Raw genomic sequence first — 19,876 nt, forward strand, 5'->3', positions numbered from 1 at the left:
TCAACTCCAGTATTTTTCCCATCAGTCAATACCAAGCTTTTTCTTTACAGGTAAAGGTAGCTGGTCAAAAGCATACCGTACCAATTCTTCGGTCTTTTGTTCCTCCAGTTTAGATACTCGGTTTTTTAGTTCGGTGTTAGCTTGAACCAGTTCATCTTTGCTGCTGCGAATGGAACCGCGAGAAGGTGTATTTTTTGCCTTTTGAATCTTGGCCTCTTTCGCTGCCATTAATTCCGCGTTAACGCTATCCAGATATTTTCTGAAATGCGGTGAGTAACTGGACGTGTTCATTAATGAGGCGCGGTTTATTTTTAAAGCGATGGCGACATCCGAACCCTTGATTTGATAGGTCTTCTGCGCTAGAAAATCTGTGATTTTATGATGACGCTTAATGTACAGTGCCTTTTCTTTTTTGAGCTGCTCGACATATTCCCAGGCTTGCAGGCTGGCATTTTTCTCGGATACCCAGTCAGGGCGCTCTATTTCTTTTTCACTTGCCGCTTCTTCGACTCGTTTTTTAAGGTAGTTCATAACCATCAGGCAGCCCTCGATGCATTGTAATGATCCAATACCTCTTGCAGCTCGGAAAGCGCCTCATGCAGAGGATTTAGGGTTCGTACGTGTCGCGTCACATTTTTAACCAAGTTGTAGGAAGATGCTTTGAAAACCTCGGGAACGACTGGGTTTTTTAGCGCCTCCACATGGGACGCAACATGGAACAAGGCCCACTCGATATTTTCCGTCTGCATGAGATTGTGGACGCAGCCTAAGCAGAGGTCAGGAGATGCATTGTGGCGCATGGGTTCGCCCATTTCCGCGCATTTTGCTTTATTTCGGGTTCTGCGTTTGAGCAGGCAATATCCCCAAGGGTTTGACTTGATGTTTTCAATCTCGACGGTAGCCAGACGTTCGGCTAGTTGTTCTTGTTCCTCGGGAGAAAGGATGGAGGTTTTTTTGAACAATCTACGCAGCCAAGTATGTAGTTGACCGACATAACCTTCTCCTTGGTGCTTAAGATAATTGTGAACCAACGAACTAATGACCTGGGCCTTGGCTTTCTCATGGCCAAGGCGGTTGTCCTTATCGCGGATATAGGACAGCCACATGACTCGTGAGATATGCTTGAATTGACTGCGAATCATCCAGCCGGCATCCCCATCAAAACGTCGATAGACGGCTTCTGCCCACATATGACGAAAGGCATGTGGGCTTGGATAAATTGCACTTTCTATGATGCTACTAGTAACCATTCTTGTTACATGCCTGGAGCGTAGTTCTTCTTGCGGTAAGGATTGAATCCAGTCCTTCATCTCATCTGAAAGATGTGCTTCTAACAAAGTAAGCCAATCGGCTGCTAGAGTTCCGTCACGGTAGCGTATTAGCCAGTTCTTTTTTCTTTTATTGTTGGATCTCAGAAAATAAAATTCTATGCGAGGCCACTCTTCACGCACTCGTCGCCAGGACTCTTTCAGATTGATATCTATCAAGAGATTTTCCCACTCCTCTGCAGAGTGTTTTGCAAGCAATCGATTTCGCTCTTGTTCTTCTGACGGAGTCAATGATTTTCCGGTGTTGCAGGCCATCTGCAATGACTTAAATTTTGTGTAATCATCCATAAGCTTGAAGCCTGAATAATTCTTAACGAAGTGAGTCCAGAGGACGCGAACGGCTCTTTGTACAATAACTCCTGAATCAAACGGATCACGATTTGTTGTGTTAACTTCATACAAACAAGCTTGATCACCGGTTGCACCGAACAATGACCTAAGCCTCTCGGCAATTACGTAAATGCTGAAAGTAATTTCCCTCTGTTCACGAATCTTCCCACTCGTTTTATACACATACCAGTTGACTTTGTAGCGCCAAGGAAAAGCGTACTGGTCTAACCTATCATCATTTCTCGTAATATTGATCGCCGAACGCGAAAAACCATATTCACTTTTCCGCCAGCCGGTCAAAGCGACCACACTGGTGAGTCCTGCGGAGGCAACTAGGCGTACCAACTGTCGAGGGTATGTATTACTGCTGTCTCGAAATTTATTTTCAACGAGCCCCATTGCCAAATAATCCTCGTCAGAGGGTAGCTGACAAGGGAACTGATCACAGCGATATTTTAATGTGCCCAATACTTCTTGAAAGAGTGCCATAGATACGCATGGTTGGCACTCGTTCAAGAGGCGCTGGGTTTCTGCTATATCCTGTTTGCGTATCCAATGCCAAAGGATAACACGCATCCGGTCCATATTTTCGAGAGAGGGCTGTAAACCTAAATCGACTACCAGGCATTTAAGTGTGTTGTCTTGAAGCAACGTGGCTTCAAATCGAGCTTGTTGGTAGGTAGCTTTATACTGATAAGCCACTTGTTTGTAAATATTACGTACACTTCGGGCAGACCAGGTGGGCCAGCGCCGGTTTATTTCATCAGGGGATCTTCCACGCAGAATCTGAGGTAACACATTGCTCACAGTGGACAGTTCGTAGCCTAATGACGCGGCTAACTTTGGAACTTCGCGAATTACCGAAGCCATCGCAATGGCCATTGGATAATGTTTTTCAAAGAAGGATAAACAGTGCTCCACATAATAGCGACCATGGTCCAGGGTCAGCATGTTGTAACTTCCCCCCTGAGTCCAATCGCGGTAGGTCAACTCGTTATCTGTCAATTCTGATATTAAATTTTTTAATTGCCTGTTGACGACCGCCTCTGTTAAATTTCGCGAGATAAAGTCTAAGCGAAGCCCCTCTAGCTCTTGCTTCCATGCTTTGATCTGAGCTGTGACTGAGAAAAGGGTATATGATTTGATAGTTGGGTTATTTTTTGATCCTCCCATCCACCAGCTGTGTGTAAGAAGATACGTCAATATTTCGGAACTATTATCCCGATTCAGTTGGGTAATGCTATAGTGTGCCATTGCAGCCCAAAAGAGCTTTATGCCGGCAAGACGACTTGCATACAAGTTGGGAGTTGTCACTTTAGCAAGTGAGAGCCATAGCCGCTTGGTTAGCAGAACCCAGTCGACCATGTTGGCCAAGGGCCAATCAGGATGCTTTATGCTTATGTTCAATAGGTCATTGAAATCAATGTTTATGATATTCCCGCGCTGATTTTTAAATTTCCATCTATTATCTTTAAATACGTTATCAGTATAGCCAGGTAGTGCGTTCAACTGTGCTTGTGCTTCATCGAAATTAATCTCTTGCAATGTAATTGTAGTTTTCCTCATTCCGTTGTCTCCATAACATGGCTAAAGAGCGGAGGTAGATGAGCTGATAATTTGATATAGGCTTTTTGTGCAGCCGCGGCAGTTTTCATGCGCATGAGGGTTCTAGTCATCCACTCGAGCTTGACTATAAGGGTGCGTTCCACCCAATCGGGACGAACCGACAGTAATTTCGACAGGTTCTCCTCGGCCTGAGTGATGTAGTGAATGAAATAGAGTGCAGTATCGATAGTGTCCGAGACGATGATCTTGCTGCCGTTGCTATCTTCAATAGAACTGTATCTCAGCGAATGGGTAACAACTTCATTCATATGAGTAGCTTCGATTATTCGCGTACGTAATTCCAAGTCTTTCACAGACTGGCTGATTTCCGTGATGGATGGCTGAAACACCACGTTTTGTAAATCATGTAACACTAGGCGTGTTATGCGGTGGGCCTGGTTTACCCATTCTTTGTTAGCATCAGTTAAATAGGATATTTTTTCTGTTAGTGATGTATGCGAATGGTGGTTGATAAGGTCTGATTCGCGGTAAGTGTCGGATCTAGCATGCACTGCTGTGGTTTTTATGTGCGTGAGCGTAAAACAGCTGGCTGGTAATGGCTTCGGTGTTAAATTATAGTACTCATTCACACTCTTTCTGGTCCGTTTATAAAATTGGGTGTAGTTTTCATTTCCCAGCTCTAGTGCCAGCATGGCACGAGAGAAAACTGATGTGGCGTCGGCTAATTCAAGTTTGGTATTGAGTGTCCTCTGGAAGCTTGGTAATTTCCAGACTTTCACAAGAAGACTCATGGCATTATGTGTGTGATCTAAGGCTGGAAATTTGTTTTGTTCGGCGATTTTTGTCCTGAACAAGGATGGCATAGACAAACCAGTCATATAATTATCCATTGCCTTCGTCCAAGGGTCGCTACCCATGAGGATGGCAGGTTGTTTGGTTGTGCCCGCTCGCCCCTTGTAATAAGTACACTCCATCGCGATTAATCGGCCGAAGCGGTTGCGTTCACAGGCATAATTGCTGGTTTTTAACTTCGGTATATCGGAAGGTTGGACTGCCTCACATGCCACCAACCAAGCACAAAGCAATTCCTCGACAGGTGAGTATTGTGTCTGATAGCTTGGGTGGAAGAATACTGGTCTTTGCCAGGGAGGGTTTTTGTTCTTTCCATAAGTTATACTTTTCGGAAGATCCTGTGAGCCATATTTGTCCAGTCGGTTTTTTACAACACTTTGTGCATTTGGCACAATTAAATCTATCAGTAGCAATTGGGAGAACTCATCTTCGGCTTCATCTTGAGAATTGAACTCTCCGATGTGTTTCAACAGCAACCGATTCCAATCGTAGTACCAACACTTGTAAGAGGGGGCGAAGTCAATCGGGCACGATTTCTCCCAGCGGCCTCGCTGCTCCAGCAACCACAGTAAGCTAGTGGCGATAGTTACACGAAAGCTATTAAACAACAGGCGCGGACTTTCCAGCTGTAAATACGCTTCTTCTCCAAGAATAGCACGTAACCATGGTAAGTCTAACCACCGGGAGAGTGTCACCGATTGTTGCTCAGTGCTTTTTGAAGGTTTAGATAATGACGTTAGTGTCCGAATGTAATCGTGATCTTCGCTTGTTAAAGAGGTGCAGGCCAAACCTTCTCTGAGAATTGTGTTAATGAGGCTCAGTGTGCTGTGCTTCAATTCTTTGTCATTCATCAAATAAGCTTCATAATCTTTCAGCACGTTGTAACGGTTTGTGCCTTCCGCTTTGTAGCCTGATTCGTTGATCCAGTCAAAAAAACGCCTAATGTTATCGTGGTACCTGTGTTTAGAACGATCTCCGAGTCTGGAGAACCAGTCACTTTGTAGTCCGAAAGCACATGCATTGAAAATAATTCTGCTGTATTTGCTTTGTTTTTTTAGCTCAATGATCTTTGTCGTTCCGGCGTAAGTTTTATAATGGATTCTTTTGAGTTGTTGTGATAGTCTCCAAGATTGTTGGGGTATGGTCTTTTCAAAAAAAACCAATTTATTTTCAACTGCATAGCCTTGTATGTTTTTCACTACGGGGTCGATGTCATCCATACACCATTTCCTCCATTTCCAGCATCTGCAACCGCATGCGAATATACAAGGTGGTTACTGAAGGAGCCTGCCCACTTTTGCCAATGGTATGACCAAGCCGCTGCGCAACCACGATGAGTGCTGCTGACTCAGAGCGGGTTTCCCGACCATCGGGGCCGGCCAGCTCGGCGTGAAACAGTTCGGTGGCGAAGGTATGTCGCAGGTCATGAAAGCTTAGGAGAGGATTCAGACCTGCCGATTTCGCACGTTTCTTGAATACCCGTGATGCCTGCTCTTCACCAATACCGGTACCGATAAATCGTTGATCGGTTCTCAGGAAAAAGCTGGTGTCTTCACTACCGGTCTGGTCGATGAGCCATTGGCGCTCCGTTTCATAGTAGCGCTTCATATCCTGTAATAGGAGTCGGTCAAAATAGATCCAACGTGATTTGGAGCCCTTTGTGTATCGTCCTGCCAGCCTATAGCGAAACTGATTAACGTGGCTGAGATCATTGTTGTTTAGTTGTTCGAATAATGAGAGAAGGCTGTCTTTTCCGGCAACGCGTAGCCCCATCAGCTCGGAGGTTCTAAGTCCGACCTCGAAGCCCATCCGCATCATCAGCTTTTCGGCCAACGTCTCACAGGTATTTAGCAATTCGGTGCGCCAGTAGCGAGGAACGTACTGTATATAATGCTGTTTGTTGCTTTTTTCAGCCATTAACTGCCGGGTTTTTCTGTCAATCCTTAACTTTAAATGAGGACAGATACCCATGTAGTCTAACCAGTGGTAGTAAGCTGACAGTGCAGATCGATGAACGTTAAGTGAGTGAAATGAGTCAAGCCTTTTTGCTAAAACCTGGTTTATGTAATGATTTACGAATCGTTCGCTGCATGCTGGAGAGGCATGCAGTCCCGGTTTTTGTTGATGAGCTCGACATTCCTCCAAGTAGCCAAGAAATGTAGACAGGCAGTAAATGTAAGAACGTATTGTTGTGTCCGAAATATCCCGCTCAATCAACGAGCTGATTCGCCTACGAGATGATTCATCAGAAATCTCACGAGCCTCATACACGACGCCATGCCGGGATAGGTGAGTCGAGAACATCAACGGCAGAATTGGTGGTGCGGACTGTTGGTCAAGAATCACCCAAAGTGGGTCTAGCAAATGACCGTGATAGCTCAAGGTCAATTTTTCGACTCGAAGAGACATATAGTTGCCCACTTTTTCAATGTCTCTTTGTATAACAGCACAAGCCAGGCAGGCGGGCAACAAATTTCAAAGAATAGATGTGTCTAAGGAAAAGAAGTCCTTGAGGGCACCGCTCATGTAGCCGAGGTTCTCGGTGGTGCCAAGCAGGATGGCGTCGGCTTTCCTGACATCCTCGGGGCCAGCATCGAGCGGCGCCAGTACCTGAACGTCCACGCTGTCAATGTCCGGATGGCGGGCGCCACGCTCGGCCGCTTCCCTTAGTGCCAGGGTGTTGGGCGAGGGTGCATGGGCGACGATCAGCAGACGTTTCATGCAGGGCTCCGGCAAGGCTGGTGCGAGGATGGTGGCTAGAGCGGCGAGCGACGGTTCGGTGAGTCGATCTTCGGGCTGCCCCCTTGAAGCCATGGGGGATCATCATCATGTCAAAGACATGCGGGTTTGACAGCCCGGGGCGACTCGTCAAGGCTGGACATGGCTGCCGCGGTGAAATATTGCCTAGCGGTTGCATGAAAATCACGCAGACGCCCTTTGCAGATTGTGAACCATTTCGATCCAGGGAGGATATCACCATGCCCTTTGCGCTTTCTTCGCTAAGAGTGACCAGCACCGCCTTCGACAATGATGGCGCCATCCCCGCACGGCACTCCCAGGAGGCAGAAGACCTGTCTCCGGCGCTGGCCTGGGACGGCCTGCCCGAGGGTACCAAGTCGGTGGCGGTCATCTGTCATGACCCCGACGCGCCGCTGGTCCAGAAGGGATGCTACGGCTTTGTTCACTGGGTGCTCTACAACCTGCCGGCGTCTCTCTCCTCGCTGGAGGAGGCCACCGAGGAAGGCACCCGAGGAACCAACGACGCCGGCAACCTCGGTTTCAATGGTCCGATGCCGCCGGAAGGGCATGGCGTGCACCGCTACTACTTCTGGGTACTGGCGCTGGACACCGAGACGAACCTGCCGGAGGGCCTCGGCATGAATGAACTGCTGTCCGAGGTCGAGCCGCACCTGCTCGGCATGAATCGGCTGGTGGGGAGCTATCAGCGCGACGCCTGAGGCGCCTCGGCCTCCATCAGAACATGACGTACTGAAGCCCGTTTTTAACGGGCTTCTCGTTCAAGGATGACGCCCATGTACGAATGGATTTCTGCCCACAAGGACGTATTGCAGACGCTGGCCAGCGTCGGCTCGTTCATGATCTGGCTGATCTACGCGCAGCTTCTGTACTTTGGCTTTCGCCGCCAGCGTCGACCCCGTTTGATCATCAATCGCGGCAAGCGAAAGAATCTGGATGCGCTGTGCGTGATCAGCAACATGAGCGCCGAACCCATCTACTTGCAACATATCATGATGACGCTGGAGACCTCGGAAGGGGACTGGACGCTGGATGTCAGTGACCACGAGGCGGATCTTGATGATGATGAAGACCAGCAGGAAGCGGGCCACAACGCCAGTCATTGTACCCACCAGGGACCGCTGGACAGCGGTGGCTTCGTTCATATCGGTTCGTTCAATGCCTTGAAGGAACGTATCACCACCATCGCCGACATCGACGAGTCGCGGGATGGGCTGGTATTCAAGGCCGTCTGTGTACGGGTGATCGGCACCTACTGTTCGGAGAACCTGCCGATCGGTGCCGAGCGGCGTTTCGTGTTTCACCAGAGTAAGGATTCCTGCACCCTGGTGCCCGAGACCTGGGATACTCTGCAGTTCAGTACTCGCCGCCAGCGGCGGGCCCTGAAGGCCGATATCAAGCGTATCCATGAGCGCCAGGCCCAAGGCGAGGGCGAAAAGGCGGAAAAGGAAGATAAGGAGGAATAGGGAGCAATAGGAAGACAGCGCCTGACAAGGCTCTCCTTCCATTGGACGACTGGCAATCCGGCGGGGGGCGGAGTACCGTCTTCGCTTTTCCCACCTGCGAGAGTGTCATGAGCGACCTGCCCCCCTGTCCCGCCTGTGAGTCCCCATACGGCTACGAGGATGGCCATTCCCTGATCTGTCCCGAGTGCGGCCACGAATGGTCGTTGAACGCCGAGCCCGATGAGAGCGGTGACCAGGTGCGTGACGCCCACGGCAATGTGCTGAGCGACGGCGACAGCGTCACCGTGATCAAGGATCTGAAGGTCAAGGGGTCTTCTTCGGTGGTCAAGGTTGGCACCAAGGTGAAGAACATCCGCCTGGTCGATGGTGACCACGACATCGACTGCAAGATCGATGGCATCGGTGCCATGAAGCTCAAGTCGATGTACGTCAAGAAGGCCTGAATGCGGCCCTTGAGGCGTCATGCAAGGGCAAACGCCAGCGCTTGGAAAGCGCTGGCGTTTTTTTATGCTCGACTTGCGTTGGTTGCCCTGACGCGACCTGTGCTCAGGTGAGGCTGGCGCCCACGAACAATGTCACGGTGGTGACTCCCAGGGTCATCAGGATATAAGGCAGCGCCCACTTGACGAAGCGCTCGTAGGGTATCTTGGCAAGCGCCAGTCCGGCGACCAGATGGGCGGCGGTGGGGGCGAACATGTTGATCCAGCCGCTGGCGGACTGGAAGGCGGTGACCACCAGTTCGCGATCCACGCCCGAGAAGTCGGCCAGTGGCGCCATCAGCGGCATGGACACCGTGGCCAGCCCCGAGGTCGATGGGATGAAGAAGCTCAGCACGATGTGGACCACGTAGGCCACCACCACGAACAGTCCCGAGGACAGGCCGGCTACCGCGCCTTCGGCCCAATTGAGGATGGTGTCGATGATCACGCCGTTGTCCATCACCACATAGATGCCGCGTGCCACGGCCACCACCAGGGCCACGCCGATCAGGTCCTTGGCACCATTGAGGAAGGTCTCGATGAAGTCGGATTCGGACTGTCGATTGATCAGGGCGATCAGGATGGCAGCGCTCAGGAACAGGGTGGAGAGTTCATCGAACCACCACCACAGGGTCGGAAAAGCCGTGATGCCCATGTCTTCCCAGGGCACGACGCCGTAGACCATGATCCCGAAGGTCATGAAAAACACCGTCATGGTCAGCTTGTGGCGCAGGGTGAACGCCTGGGTCGAGGCGGCCTCCTTGGCCTGAGGGGCGGCCGCCAGCTGCAGGTCCGCCAGCACCGAGCGCTGCGGGTCGCGCTTGATCCGCGCGGCGTAGCGCATCACGAACCAGATAGCCAGCGACACCAGGATCACGAACTGCACCAGCCGGAGGGTGATACCGGCGCCGATCGGCAGGCCGGCGAAGCCCGAGGCGATGCCGGTGGCGAAGGGGTTGACGGTGGAGGCCAGCACACCGGTGCCGGAGCCGAGCAGGATGATGCCTGCGGCCACCATGCGGTCGTAGCCGGCGGCGGTGATCACCGGCAGGATGATGGCCCAGAAGGCGACCGTTTCCTCGGCCATGCCGTAGGTGGACCCGCCGAGGGCAAACAGCACCATCAGTACGGGAATCAGGTACTGCTCGCGCCCGCCAAAGCGCTCGACCACCGCGCCGATCCCGGCATCCAGGGCGCCCGAGCGCATCGTCACTGCCAGAAAGCCGCCGATAACCAGCACGAACAGGGCAACGTCCACGGCCTTGTGGAATCCCTGGATCGGGGCCACCAGCACATCCAAAGGCCCCTGGGGGGAGCTTTCCAGCACCTGGTAGGTGCCGGGAATCGGCAACAGGCGGCCGTCACCCTGATAGTCGAGCACGTCGCTGGCAGCAATGACCTGATCGCTGCCTTCCACATGGTAGTCGTACTTGCCGGCGGGCATGACCCAGGTCAGCACCGCCACTAGCGCGGTGATCACAAAGAGCAGGGTATAGACCGTGGGCATGCGCAGGCCGGAGCGCCGTTTGGAGGAGGTCGCTTGCGTTTCCATCTCGGTTTCCTCGTTTCAGAAGGTCATGGTGTAGGCTCTTTTGTTGTCGGTGTGATCAGGGACAGACGGCCCTTGTGTGACCGCCTGTCTTCGAGTCTACGGGCCTCGACAGTCTGTCGGGACTTGGGTCGGCACAATGCTTGATCCGCTGCAAGGACGGCGACGATGCGGCGAGATGAGAGATAAATTTGCTGGCCTGGCTCAAGAAATGAGGCGACGCCAATGTTTCACCACACGCGGTCTCGCTGCACGACGAGACACGCGCAGGGTTGTCGTGTGCAGGGCAATAGGAAGTGGCGCTGGGGGCGGCTGACAGGGCGGCTGAAAGGGCGGCTGAAAGGGCGGCTGAAAGGGCGGCTGAAAGGGCGGCCGGGAGGCCGACTGAGCGAGCGGCCGGCCCTGCCGCAAATGAGGGCCTTGGGTCAGGTGATATGGCCAGGGGCCCGGTGTGGCGGCCCCTGGCGAGTTCATCCATAGCCCAGAGATCAGCCTTCGAAGTTCCAGGTCAGGCGGGCGTTGATGCGACCCTCGCGGCTATCGGTCTCGAGGTCACGATCGCCGATGGGCTCAGCGTATTCCAGGGTGAGGCCGTACAGACGTCCTTTGCCCAGGCTGACGCCGGCCGCCGCCGAAGCCAGGTGGCTATCCGCGTCGCGCTCCTGAAACTCGGTGCGGGCGCCATCCAGCACCAGGTAGGGCTCGACGCGCGAAAGCCAGGCGCTATTCACAGGCTGCAGATAGCGTAGTTCCAGCGCCCCGGCGAAACCGTAGTCGCCCTCCGCCTGGCCGGCGTCATAGCCGCGCCCGAAGCGTTGGCCACCGTAGTTGCCGCGCTCGGGTTCCGGCAGCGCATCGTCGGAGTAGAAACCGTTGGCGCTGGCGGTAAGGCGCCAGTGATCGCCATACAGGCGTCTGTACTGGGCGTCCAGCTGCCAGCGGGTGAAGTGCAGATCTCCGTTGTCGGCAAGCGGTGTACCGTTGAGCCGACGCTGCTGCTCGTTGGCCCCCAGATCCATGCCCTGGCGCAGGGCCAGCGAGGCCAGCCAGAACTGCCGTCCACGCTGGGTGCGATAGTTCAGGTCCAGATCGGCGGCCGAATACTCGGACTCCTCGACCAGTTGGTTGAGGGTCTGTTCCTCGAAGCTGAGTGATGTGGTCTTGGTCTCGTCGTGATGACGCAAGGCACCGCCCAGGGTCAGGCTCGAGGAACGTGACAGCAGCAAGGGGTAGGACAGCCCCAGGCGATAGCGTCTGCGGTCGGTATCCTGATCCTGGCGCAGATCGAAGCGCTGTCCGTCGAGCAGGTAGATCAGATTCTCCTCGTCCTCACCGTCATAGCTGTCGGCGGAGGCGGTCAGGGTCAGGCCGTCGTTGCCGATATCGGTACGATAGTCCAACGCGTAGAGCTCGTTGTCGTTGTCGATGGGCCACAGCCAGGAGAAGCCCAGGCTGTCGCCCCAGGTAGTCAGGCTCTGGGTCGAGACCCTGTTGATGAAGACGGCGTCCTGCTCATCGCCGCCGCTGAGGTTGCCCGAATAGTCAAAATGATCGATACGACGTTCTTCGACACGCAGGGTAGTGGCGCCGCTGGGGGTGCGCGGCACCGGTGCCTTCAAGGTCAGGCTGGCACCGGGAATTCGCTCGATCAGCCCGCTGACACGCTCAAAGGTGCTGCGCGTCAGAGGGCGTTCTTCCAGCAATGGCTGGACCAGTTTCTCCACCCGGCCCGCCACGGGGTCATCGTCCACCACGATCTCGGTACGGGCGATATGCCCCTCCACCAGTACGATGCGCACGTTGCCGTCACGAAAGTTGTTGGTTGGCAGGTAGGCGAAGGACAGCGGATAGCCGCCATCCTGGTAGGCGTCGGTGATCGCCTGGACTTCGGCCTCGATGGCCTCTCGGCTCACACTCTGCCCGATCATGGCCTGAAGTCCCTGACTCAGTTCGGCCAGATCCAGCACGCTGTCGCCGATGAAGCGCACGTGACGCACGGTGACGCGGGCAGGGATGCCGGCGCTGGCGTCGCTGGGCAGGTCAACCTCGGTTTCCACGCTGCGCTGTTGTGGCGCCAGCCGGCGATTTTCGATGATGTCGTCGACGGTCTCCAGCGTCTGCTGGGCCTGGAGGGGGGGCACGGCCAGCAGGCTGCCGGCGGCCATCACTAGTGGAAGGGGACTGTATCGCGAACGTGGCGGGGTAGGCGGCTTGGTGTAGGGCGTTGGTTGCGGCGTAGTGCTTGGCATAGGCTTCCTTGTCGATCCCTGGTAGAGGCCCCTCAAGGGGGCTCGAATATTGTTATGAACAGCGTCTGGACTGGTGTTGGGTTTGACCTCAAGAAAAGGCCCGATACCCGCGGGGGTATCGGGCCTGCGTCTGGCATGGCTGGTCAGGCGAGATCAGTTTCTGCCCAGCAGTCCTCCCAGAACGTTGCTGACCAGGCCGTCATTGCTGCTGGCGTCGTTACTGCTGCCGTCCTGGCTGCTACCCATGTCACCGGTAAGCTTCTCGGTCACGCCACCGACGGCGTCCAGGGTGCCGCCGACCAGGCCACCGCCGCTGTCGCTGTCGCCACCGCCGAGGGTGCTGGTCAGGGTGTCGGAGACGCCGGAGACCAGGCCGCCGCCACTGTCGCCACCGCCGAGGGTGCTGGTCAGGGTATCGGAGACGCCAGAGACCAGGCCGCCGCCACTGTCGCCACCGAGGGTGTCGCCAAGCCCTGCGGTCAAGCCGCTGCCGCCGCCCAGCGTATCGTTGAGTCCGGCGATGAGGTTGCTGTCACCACCAAGCTGGTCGCCAAGCCCTGCCTCGAGTCCGCCCCCGAGGCCGCCTTGCTGGCTTCCTCCGAGGTCCGAGAGCAGAGCCCCTTGGCCCAGCAGTCCGGCAGATTCCAGTTGACTGAGTCCCTGACCATCGAGGCGTGAAAGCAGTCGAGCCTCATCACCGCCCAGCAGTCTGCCGGTGTTGGCGGCGATGCCTCCGACACCACTGACAGCACCACCCACGCCAGCGGCGAGGTCATTGCCCTGGCCCAGGCGGCCACCCAGTCCATCTACCGCTACGCCGGCCTGGATCAGCACGTTGCCTACCTCGGGGCCGACCACCAGGGCCTGGCTGAGCTGGGTAACGCCGCTATCCGTCTGGATGACAACGGGGCGCAATACCGCCGACACTTCGCGGGTCAGGCCACCAAGGTGCGAGCCATCGTCGTTGAAGTTCAGGGTCAGCACGTTACCGGCCTGGGTCACGCCGCCACCAAGGGCCGCGACGCTGCTGCCGAGCTGGGTGATGGCGCCGCTGCGGTTGTCGAGCTGCATGACCAGGGGGAGCTGGTTCAGGTTGCCGACGGTGGCGCCGAGGCTGGATACCACCTCTCCGGTTTCGGAGACCGCTACACCGCCGCCGGCCAAGGTGGTTCCCACAGCGTTGGGGTTATTCGAGAAGTTGCCCAGACCATTGTCGAGTCCGTTGCTGAGCCCGGATACGGCTTGGCCGCCATTGCTGATGACATTGCCCAGCCCGTCGGTGACGAACTCTCCACGTCCTCCCAGACTTTGTTGCGAAATGCCATCGCCCAGGGCGGTGACCGCGTCTCCAGCACCGGCGCCGGTCTGTCCTGCGCTGGCGACGGTGCGCTCCAAGTCGGTGCGGCCGTCGTCAGGTGCACTGGTATCGCCATCGAGCAGTCCGCCGAGGCCGCCGCCTGAGCCATTGTCGCCTTCACCGCCGCCGAGCAGCTCGCCGGTCGCGATGACGATATTACCGCTGCCGGTCACGCTATCGCCGGCGCCGCCAAGCAGAGAGTAGCGTTCACCGATGCGCTGACCGAGGTCGGCCAGGGTGCCACCGGTGCGTAGCAGCAGGTTGCCGGCCTGGGCCGGCAACACCAGCGCTTGACCGACGCGTGTGACCTTGCCGTCGGTGCCCAGCAGCACAGGACGAAGGGCAACACCAAGCTTGGTAGTGGTGGCCCCGAGCACCTCGCTGGAATCCTCGAAATTGACGCTGAGTGCGTCGCCTGCGCGCTCCACCTTGCCGCCGAGCCCATTGACGGTGGTACCGAGCTTGGTCACCAGGCCTGTTCGGGCGTCGAGTTCCATCACTACGGGCAGTTCGCCCAGGCTGGCAACGGTGTCTCCTGTCGCCGAAACTGCCTGTCCAAGCTCGCCGACACCGTTGGTCACGCCTGCGGCGGTGGTGCCCAGATAGTTGTCATTGGTACTGAGACTGCCGACACCATCGCGTATGCCGCTCGAGATGTCGCCGACCGCATCGCCCGTTTCGGAGACGATCGTACCTGCAGGTTCGGTGACGCTGGCCAATTGAGGGACGGCGCTCTGCTGGGAGATGCCGTTCCCGATGTCAGTAAGCGTGGTGTCTACACCGTCGCTGGTATCGGCGGTCGCCAGGAAGACACCTTCCAGCGATGAGCGGGCAATGCCATCGCCGCCATCACCACCGTCGGATCCATCACCACCGGAGCCATCACCACCGGAGCCATCGCCACCGGAGCCGCCATCGCCACCTGAGCCGCCATCGCCACCGGAGCCATCGTCGCCACCGCTGGTAATCGGGTCCTGGCTGTTACTGGCCAGGGTGCGAGAGTTGCTGGAATCACCAGAGCAGGCGGTCAGGGTCGCCATCGCGCTGGCGAGAGCAATAACGAGCAGTTTTCGTTGCAAAGTCATCGGTTTATACCTCACCTAGTCCGGATGTAATGGTTGTCTTGGTGGAAAGGCAATGAAGCCTGTATGGGCTTTCTAAAACTCTTGTCGTTGAATATTTAGCGTAGATGCATCTTTACGCATAATTCCTTTTTATTAGCTTTTTATGGGTTTTAATTGGTGTTTAAGTGTTATCAAACGTAATGAAAGGTGTTATGAAGTGATTGTGCTGAAGATTGTTTTGAAAAGGGCGGGGCGCTCGGGCGTACACTGAACTAGCACCGTGCTAGGCTCATGTAGCAGCAAGGAGAGGTGATGATGAGCCCTTGGCGTTTTGTAGTAATGTTGGTCGCAGGAGCCATGGTTGCCGGGGTACTGGCGGCCTGTGATGGAGATTCAACAGTGAGTCAGCCTTCGGAGACGAGCGGTGAGCGAGACATCGCGTCCGGTCCTGTCGAAAGGGTGACGTCCCGAGTTGATGAACCTGAACCGATGACGGTAGCGGCGCTGAACGAGCCGGTGACGGTTTCGCTGGATATCCGGCTGGCGTCGGATCGGCGAATGCATGTGGCGGCCACGACCAACTTGCCGGAAGGCACCAGAGTCCAGCTGCGGGTGGTGCGCGAGGCCAGCAATGTGCGTTGGCAGTCACGCACCGAGGTGCGTGAGGGCAGTGTGGCAGCTGGGCCCTACGGTCCCGGTAGCGGGTTGCCCGATGGCTACTATCGTATCGAACTGGTCACCGCTCCTGCTGACGTGCAGCCCGCCGAGGTCAAGGCGCGGATCGGGCCGAGCGGCGAGTACCTTGATGGGCCACTGGTTGCCACGTCGGAGCATGGACTGGGCAAGATCATCAAGGCTAGCCAGCGGTTTCTGGTAGGACAGGAAGTGCGACGAACGCTGGACGATGTCGAAGTGCAGCAAAGCCCCTGAATCAACCCTTGAAAGCAGCCCTTGATAAGTGTCCCTAAGACGCGAACGCAGCAGGAAGTTGTTACAGGCCGCCCGTGGAAGTCGCTTTTGGAAATCGTTTTTGGAAATCGTTCCGGAAGCGTGTTCTTGAGAAGTGTTCCTGGCAAAGTTCTTGCGAAAAGTTGTTGAGAAGATGTATCTGAAAAGGCTTTGAGAAGTGTTCTCGGAAAACATGCTTGAGAAAAGTTCTTGGGAAGAGTTCTCGGGGCAACGTTCTTGAGAAGAGTTCTTGGGAAGGGTTCTCGGGGCAACGTTCTTGAGAAGAGTTCTTGGAAAAGACTGAGAACAGTTCTGGAGAAGTGTTCCAGAAAAGCGTCCTGGAAGATGGCTGGAAGCGGACGTCATGTGTCGAACACGCCTGGACGCCATCGCCGACTTATAAGTAAGAGGGATAAACGGCGCCAGGGGTAAGAAGCTCAAGAGATAAGAAACGCAAGTGATAAGAAGCGCAGGGGATAAGAAGGGCAAGGCACTGAGAGCGGTGGCGACAAGACAGCCGGGCAGGGCTGAGGCGGCAAGGGACAGTAAGGCCGGATTGACCGACCTGACCCGTCGGGCTCGCTCCCGGGGGTTGGGCGCCTGGTTGGATGATCTGGGTAGGCGAGAGATGAAACGTCAGGCCCGGCCGACTGCTTTTGGTTTCATCTCTGCTTTTCGTCTCACCTCAGGTCGCTGACTCGCTACGCCATAGCGCTACCACCTTGGCCTTGAGTCGCATGCCGCTGTGATAAGGCATGGTGGTGGTCTGGCCCTGGCGCTGAAAGGTCAGTTGCCCGTTGTTGTCCTGTGCGACTCGGCGCAGGTACAGGGTGTCTTCCTCCGCCACAAGATAGAGTCCCGGCTGCCGGAATATCTCGGTCGGAGCCACGGCGGCCAGATCCAGCGGTCCCAGAAAATCGAAGTGCTCATCCGGCGCTGGCGTCACCAGGTGGCAGTCACCGTCCCAACGCTGCTCCGGGATCAGCTCCAGTGGCAGATCGATCCCCTTGTGGGCGACTTCCTGCCAGGGCAGCGGCAGGGTCGATCTCAGGTAGAGGGGAGATGGTCGGTTCGGTTCTCCTTCCAGCAGGTGTGCCAGGGGGCAGTTAAGGGCCTGTGACAGCGCCACCAGGCGTTCATGCCCGATCTGCTTGATGGTGCCGGACTCCCAGTAGGAAATGGTGACGTCAGAGACCCCGACCTGGCGAGCCAGCGCCGCCTTGTTCAAGCCGGCTGCCAACCTCAAAGATTTGATGCGCGGACCCAGCGCGTCCATGGAACCTTCCTGTCGACACATAAAGAGAATTTAGAATACTCATTCATAAGCACCTCTTGTGCAATATCAGGCGTCAACGATATTCGACGGTTCCTATGCCGCACTACCAGGTGATCGGCTCGTTGGCCCAGTCGAAGAAGCCGCCGCTGTCGTCGGGGCCACGCTGCTGCACCATGGTCATCAGTCGGTCGGCGACAAAGTCGGCGGTGAACAGCTTGTGCTCAGGGACTCGGGCCTGAAAGGGGCGTGACAGCAAGCTGTCGGTGGTACCCGGGTGGAAGCTCAGCACGCAGGACCGGGGGTTCAATCGCTTGAGTTCGATGGCAGCGGTTTTCATCAGCATGTTGTGGGCGGCCTTGCTGGCGCGGTAGGCGTACCAGCCGCCCAGGCCGTTATCGCCGATCGAGCCGACCCGTGCCGACAGGCTGACCACGGTGGTGGGATGGGAGCCCTTGAGGTGGGGAAGCAGCGTCTGGAGCATCAAGGCCGGCGTGGCGGCGTTGACCTGAAAAAGGGTCGTCAGGGCGGCTTCGTCGAGGTCCTCCAGGCGTTTCTCGGGCTGAATGTTGCTTGCTTCGTCGTGCAACAGGCCAATGGCGTTGACCACAAGGTGAAGAGGAACGGCTTGGCCAGCAGGGCCGTGAAGGGCTCGACCCAGGTCAGCCCGGCCCTGTGCAGTGGTGACATCGCCTTCGATCGCTTCCAGGCGAGAAGAGGAGGCCTGAAAGGAGGTTCGGCTGACGACGGTCGCCTGCCCCAGCCGTGGGTCGGCGAGCAGTCGATCGACGACGGCGCGACCTATGCCTCCATTGCCGCCGATGACGAGGGCGCGATAGCCGTCGGGAAGTCTGTCCATGTCGCTCTCCTGGCCTGGGTGGGGTGGCAACCTGTTCGAGTCCCGCACGGGGTGACGATTTCAGAGTTTCGCGAATCCCGCCGGGTCCTGCGCAATTGCTTCGTCGGTGCGTATAATGCGCCCACGCCGCCAGCTTGGCTTCAACGACTTCAGGATGCAGGACGTTATGACTGTTCGCACGCGTATCGCCCCGTCGCCCACCGGGGACCCCCACGTAGGAACCGCCTACATTGCCTTGTTCAACCTGTGCTTTGCTCGACAGCATGGGGGAGAGTTCATCCTTCGCATCGAGGACACCGATCGTGTTCGTTCCACCGCCGAGTCGGAGCAGATGATCCTCGATTCGTTGCGCTGGTTGGGGCTCGAATGGGACGAAGGACCCGATGTAGGCGGCCCGCATGGTCCCTATCGTCAGAGCGAGCGAGGAGACATCTATGCCGAGCACGCCCAGCGATTGATCGATGCCGGCCATGCCTTCAAGTGTTACCGCACCAGCGAGGAGCTCGACGAGCTGCGTGAGGCGCGCAAGGCCCAGGGGCTGCACCTGGCGCTGAAGCCGGCCGATCTGGCGCTTGATCCCGATGAACAGGCCCGTCGCGAGCAAGAGGGCATGCCCTATGTGGTGCGCATGCAGGTGCCGGAAAGCGGCCCCTGCGTCGTTCAGGACATGCTGCGTGGCGCCATCGAGGTGGACTGGGCCCAGGTGGATGCGCAGATCCTGCTCAAGTCCGACGGCATGCCGACCTATCACCTGGCCAATGTGGTGGATGATCACCTGATGGGGATCACCCACGTGCTGCGTGGCGAGGAGTGGATCAATTCGGCGCCCAAGCACCAGTTGCTGTATGAGTACTTTGGCTGGGACATGCCTGAGCTGTGCCATATGCCGCTGCTGCGCAATCCCGACAAGTCCAAGCTGTCCAAGCGCAAGAACCCTACCTCGATCAACTATTATCGGCGTATGGGATTCCTGCCCCAGGCGGTAACCAACTATCTCGGACGCATGGGCTGGTCCATGCCGGACGAACGAGAGAAGTTCTCCCTCGCCGAGATGATGGAAAACTTCGACATTCAGCGGGTATCGCTGGGTGGCCCGGTGTTCGATCTCGAGAAGCTGACCTGGCTCAACGGTGTCTACCTGCGCGAGGACCTGGACGACCGCGCCTTTCTCCAGGCCTTGATGACCTGGGCCTTCAATGAAGACTATGTGGCGCAGATCCTGCCCCAGGTGCGCACGCGGGTCGATACCTTGTCCGACGTGGCGCCTCTGGCGGGGCACTTCTTCTCCGGGCTGCCCGCCATCAGCGAAGCAAGCTTCGACGGGATCAACCTGGAGCGTGAAGATCTCGTCAAGCTGCTGCAGTTCCTGGTCTGGCGGCTCGAAGGTGTGTCCAGCTGGAACAAGGACGCGCTGCTGGCCGAGATCAAGCTGTTGGGCAGCCACTTCGATCTGAAGATGAAGGTACTGCTGGCACCGGTCTTTATCGCCATCACCGGCTCGTCATCGAGCACCTCGGTGATGGACGCCATGGCGATTCTTGGCTCCGACATGACCCGCGCCCGCCTGCGTCACGCCATCGGCGTGCTGGGTGGCGTCTCCAAGAAGCAGGCCAAGCGCTTCGAGAAGGAATATCGCGAGTTGCCGGCGGAATAGTGACAAGTGATGGCGGTGGGGGAGAGGCGTTATTGCGAGCCCCCATCGCCATGGCGCTTGATACGTTTAGCTCCCCCGCGCCCGCCTGCGTCACGCCATCGGCGTGCTGGGTGGCGTCTCCAGGAGGCAGGCCAAGCGCTTCGAG

14 protein-coding genes and 1 pseudogene are annotated in these 19,876 nt (G+C 56.5%); 5 read left to right on the forward strand and 10 right to left on the reverse strand.

Annotation, left to right across the window (positions count from 1 at the left end; all coding sequences use genetic code 11):
- Positions 1 to 21: 21 nt before the first annotated feature.
- From RBB39_RS06830 to RBB39_RS06850, 5 genes and pseudogenes are all read right to left on the reverse strand, one after another.
- The gene (locus RBB39_RS06830) at positions 22 to 537 is read right to left on the reverse strand and encodes a hypothetical protein (RefSeq protein WP_306168956.1); all 516 of its coding nucleotides are present in this window, start codon (positions 535 to 537) and stop codon (positions 22 to 24) included.
- Positions 537 to 3,224 (reverse strand): hypothetical protein, encoded by a 2,688-nt coding sequence (locus tag RBB39_RS06835; RefSeq protein WP_306168957.1) that lies wholly within the window; start codon positions 3,222 to 3,224, stop codon positions 537 to 539. Before RBB39_RS06835 ends, RBB39_RS06830 begins: the two co-directional genes overlap by 1 nt.
- On the reverse strand, positions 3,221 to 5,296 hold the full coding sequence (locus tag RBB39_RS06840; protein WP_306168958.1) for a hypothetical protein: 2,076 nt from the start codon (positions 5,294 to 5,296) through the stop codon (positions 3,221 to 3,223). The genes RBB39_RS06835 and RBB39_RS06840 overlap by 4 nt, the downstream gene beginning before the upstream one ends.
- Entirely contained in the window at positions 5,289 to 6,485 is a 1,197-nt protein-coding gene (locus RBB39_RS06845; RefSeq protein ID WP_306168959.1) for a site-specific integrase, read from the reverse strand. The genes RBB39_RS06840 and RBB39_RS06845 overlap by 8 nt, the downstream gene beginning before the upstream one ends.
- A 90-nt stretch (positions 6,486 to 6,575) precedes the next feature.
- A pseudogene (locus tag RBB39_RS06850) lies at positions 6,576 to 6,797 on the reverse strand (flavodoxin family protein); the annotation flags it as partial.
- Positions 6,798 to 7,054: 257 nt separating this feature from the next.
- Here RBB39_RS06850 and RBB39_RS06855 point away from each other — a divergent pair.
- The 3 genes from RBB39_RS06855 (at position 7,055) to RBB39_RS06865 (ending at position 8,742) form a co-directional block, all read left to right on the forward strand.
- On the forward strand, positions 7,055 to 7,534 hold the full coding sequence (locus RBB39_RS06855; protein ID WP_045992961.1) for a YbhB/YbcL family Raf kinase inhibitor-like protein: 480 nt from the start codon (positions 7,055 to 7,057) through the stop codon (positions 7,532 to 7,534).
- A gap of 75 nt (positions 7,535 to 7,609) precedes the next feature.
- Positions 7,610 to 8,299 carry a hypothetical protein gene (locus RBB39_RS06860; protein WP_045992960.1) on the forward strand — a complete coding sequence of 230 codons (690 nt, stop codon included), beginning with the start codon at positions 7,610 to 7,612 and terminating at the stop codon, positions 8,297 to 8,299.
- A gap of 107 nt (positions 8,300 to 8,406) precedes the next feature.
- Positions 8,407 to 8,742 carry a zinc ribbon domain-containing protein YjdM gene (locus RBB39_RS06865; RefSeq protein WP_045992959.1) on the forward strand — a complete coding sequence of 112 codons (336 nt, stop codon included), beginning with the start codon at positions 8,407 to 8,409 and terminating at the stop codon, positions 8,740 to 8,742.
- A 103-nt stretch (positions 8,743 to 8,845) separates the two neighbouring features.
- Here the strand turns inward: RBB39_RS06865 and RBB39_RS06870 are convergent, their stop codons facing one another.
- The 3 genes from RBB39_RS06870 to RBB39_RS06880 form a co-directional block, all read right to left on the reverse strand.
- On the reverse strand, positions 8,846 to 10,330 hold the full coding sequence (locus tag RBB39_RS06870) for a YfcC family protein (RefSeq protein WP_045992958.1): 1,485 nt from the start codon (positions 10,328 to 10,330) through the stop codon (positions 8,846 to 8,848).
- 485 nt (positions 10,331 to 10,815) lie between these two features.
- Positions 10,816 to 12,576, reverse strand: coding sequence for a ShlB/FhaC/HecB family hemolysin secretion/activation protein (locus tag RBB39_RS06875; RefSeq protein WP_253028414.1), 1,761 nt, complete (start codon positions 12,574 to 12,576; stop codon positions 10,816 to 10,818).
- 153 nt (positions 12,577 to 12,729) lie between these two features.
- Complete coding sequence (locus tag RBB39_RS06880; RefSeq protein WP_306168960.1) at positions 12,730 to 15,018, reverse strand: collagen-like triple helix repeat-containing protein; 2,289 nt, start codon at positions 15,016 to 15,018, stop codon at positions 12,730 to 12,732.
- Between the two features lie 378 nt (positions 15,019 to 15,396).
- Here RBB39_RS06880 and RBB39_RS06885 point away from each other — a divergent pair, with 378 nt between their 5' ends.
- On the forward strand, positions 15,397 to 15,927 hold the full coding sequence (locus RBB39_RS06885; protein WP_157033055.1) for a hypothetical protein: 531 nt from the start codon (positions 15,397 to 15,399) through the stop codon (positions 15,925 to 15,927).
- Positions 15,928 to 16,630: 703 nt separating this feature from the next.
- Here the strand turns inward: RBB39_RS06885 and RBB39_RS06890 are convergent.
- Positions 16,631 to 17,221 carry a helix-turn-helix domain-containing protein gene (locus RBB39_RS06890; protein WP_052704361.1) on the reverse strand — a complete coding sequence of 197 codons (591 nt, stop codon included), beginning with the start codon at positions 17,219 to 17,221 and terminating at the stop codon, positions 16,631 to 16,633.
- Between the two features lie 103 nt (positions 17,222 to 17,324).
- Positions 17,325 to 18,077 carry an SDR family NAD(P)-dependent oxidoreductase gene (locus RBB39_RS06895; protein ID WP_045992956.1) on the reverse strand — a complete coding sequence of 251 codons (753 nt, stop codon included), beginning with the start codon at positions 18,075 to 18,077 and terminating at the stop codon, positions 17,325 to 17,327.
- Positions 18,078 to 18,243: 166 nt separating this feature from the next.
- Here RBB39_RS06895 and gltX point away from each other — a divergent pair, with 166 nt between their 5' ends.
- Positions 18,244 to 19,731: a glutamate--tRNA ligase gene (gene gltX, locus RBB39_RS06900; protein WP_045992955.1), complete on the forward strand. Its 1,488-nt coding sequence runs from the start codon at positions 18,244 to 18,246 to the stop codon at positions 19,729 to 19,731.
- Positions 19,732 to 19,876: the final 145 nt, after the last annotated feature.

Origin of the sequence: Halomonas sp. MMSF_3323 (assembly GCF_030733595.1) — a bacterium.
Lineage (GTDB): Bacteria > Pseudomonadota > Gammaproteobacteria > Pseudomonadales > Halomonadaceae > Halomonas > Halomonas litopenaei.

Coding starts and splice junctions, on each gene's coding strand:
- RBB39_RS06830 (WP_306168956.1), bottom strand. CDS start 537: ATGGTTATGAACTACCTTAAAAAACGAGTCGAAGAAGCGGCAAGTGAA.
- RBB39_RS06835 (WP_306168957.1), bottom strand. CDS start 3,224: ATGAGGAAAACTACAATTACATTGCAAGAGATTAATTTCGATGAAGCA.
- RBB39_RS06840 (WP_306168958.1), bottom strand. CDS start 5,296: ATGGATGACATCGACCCCGTAGTGAAAAACATACAAGGCTATGCAGTT.
- RBB39_RS06845 (WP_306168959.1), bottom strand. CDS start 6,485: ATGTCTCTTCGAGTCGAAAAATTGACCTTGAGCTATCACGGTCATTTG.
- RBB39_RS06855 (WP_045992961.1), top strand. CDS start 7,055: ATGCCCTTTGCGCTTTCTTCGCTAAGAGTGACCAGCACCGCCTTCGAC.
- RBB39_RS06860 (WP_045992960.1), top strand. CDS start 7,610: ATGTACGAATGGATTTCTGCCCACAAGGACGTATTGCAGACGCTGGCC.
- RBB39_RS06865 (WP_045992959.1), top strand. CDS start 8,407: ATGAGCGACCTGCCCCCCTGTCCCGCCTGTGAGTCCCCATACGGCTAC.
- RBB39_RS06870 (WP_045992958.1), bottom strand. CDS start 10,330: ATGGAAACGCAAGCGACCTCCTCCAAACGGCGCTCCGGCCTGCGCATG.
- RBB39_RS06875 (WP_253028414.1), bottom strand. CDS start 12,576: ATGCCAAGCACTACGCCGCAACCAACGCCCTACACCAAGCCGCCTACC.
- RBB39_RS06880 (WP_306168960.1), bottom strand. CDS start 15,018: ATGACTTTGCAACGAAAACTGCTCGTTATTGCTCTCGCCAGCGCGATG.
- RBB39_RS06890 (WP_052704361.1), bottom strand. CDS start 17,221: ATGGACGCGCTGGGTCCGCGCATCAAATCTTTGAGGTTGGCAGCCGGC.
- RBB39_RS06895 (WP_045992956.1), bottom strand. CDS start 18,077: ATGGACAGACTTCCCGACGGCTATCGCGCCCTCGTCATCGGCGGCAAT.
- gltX (WP_045992955.1), top strand. CDS start 18,244: ATGACTGTTCGCACGCGTATCGCCCCGTCGCCCACCGGGGACCCCCAC.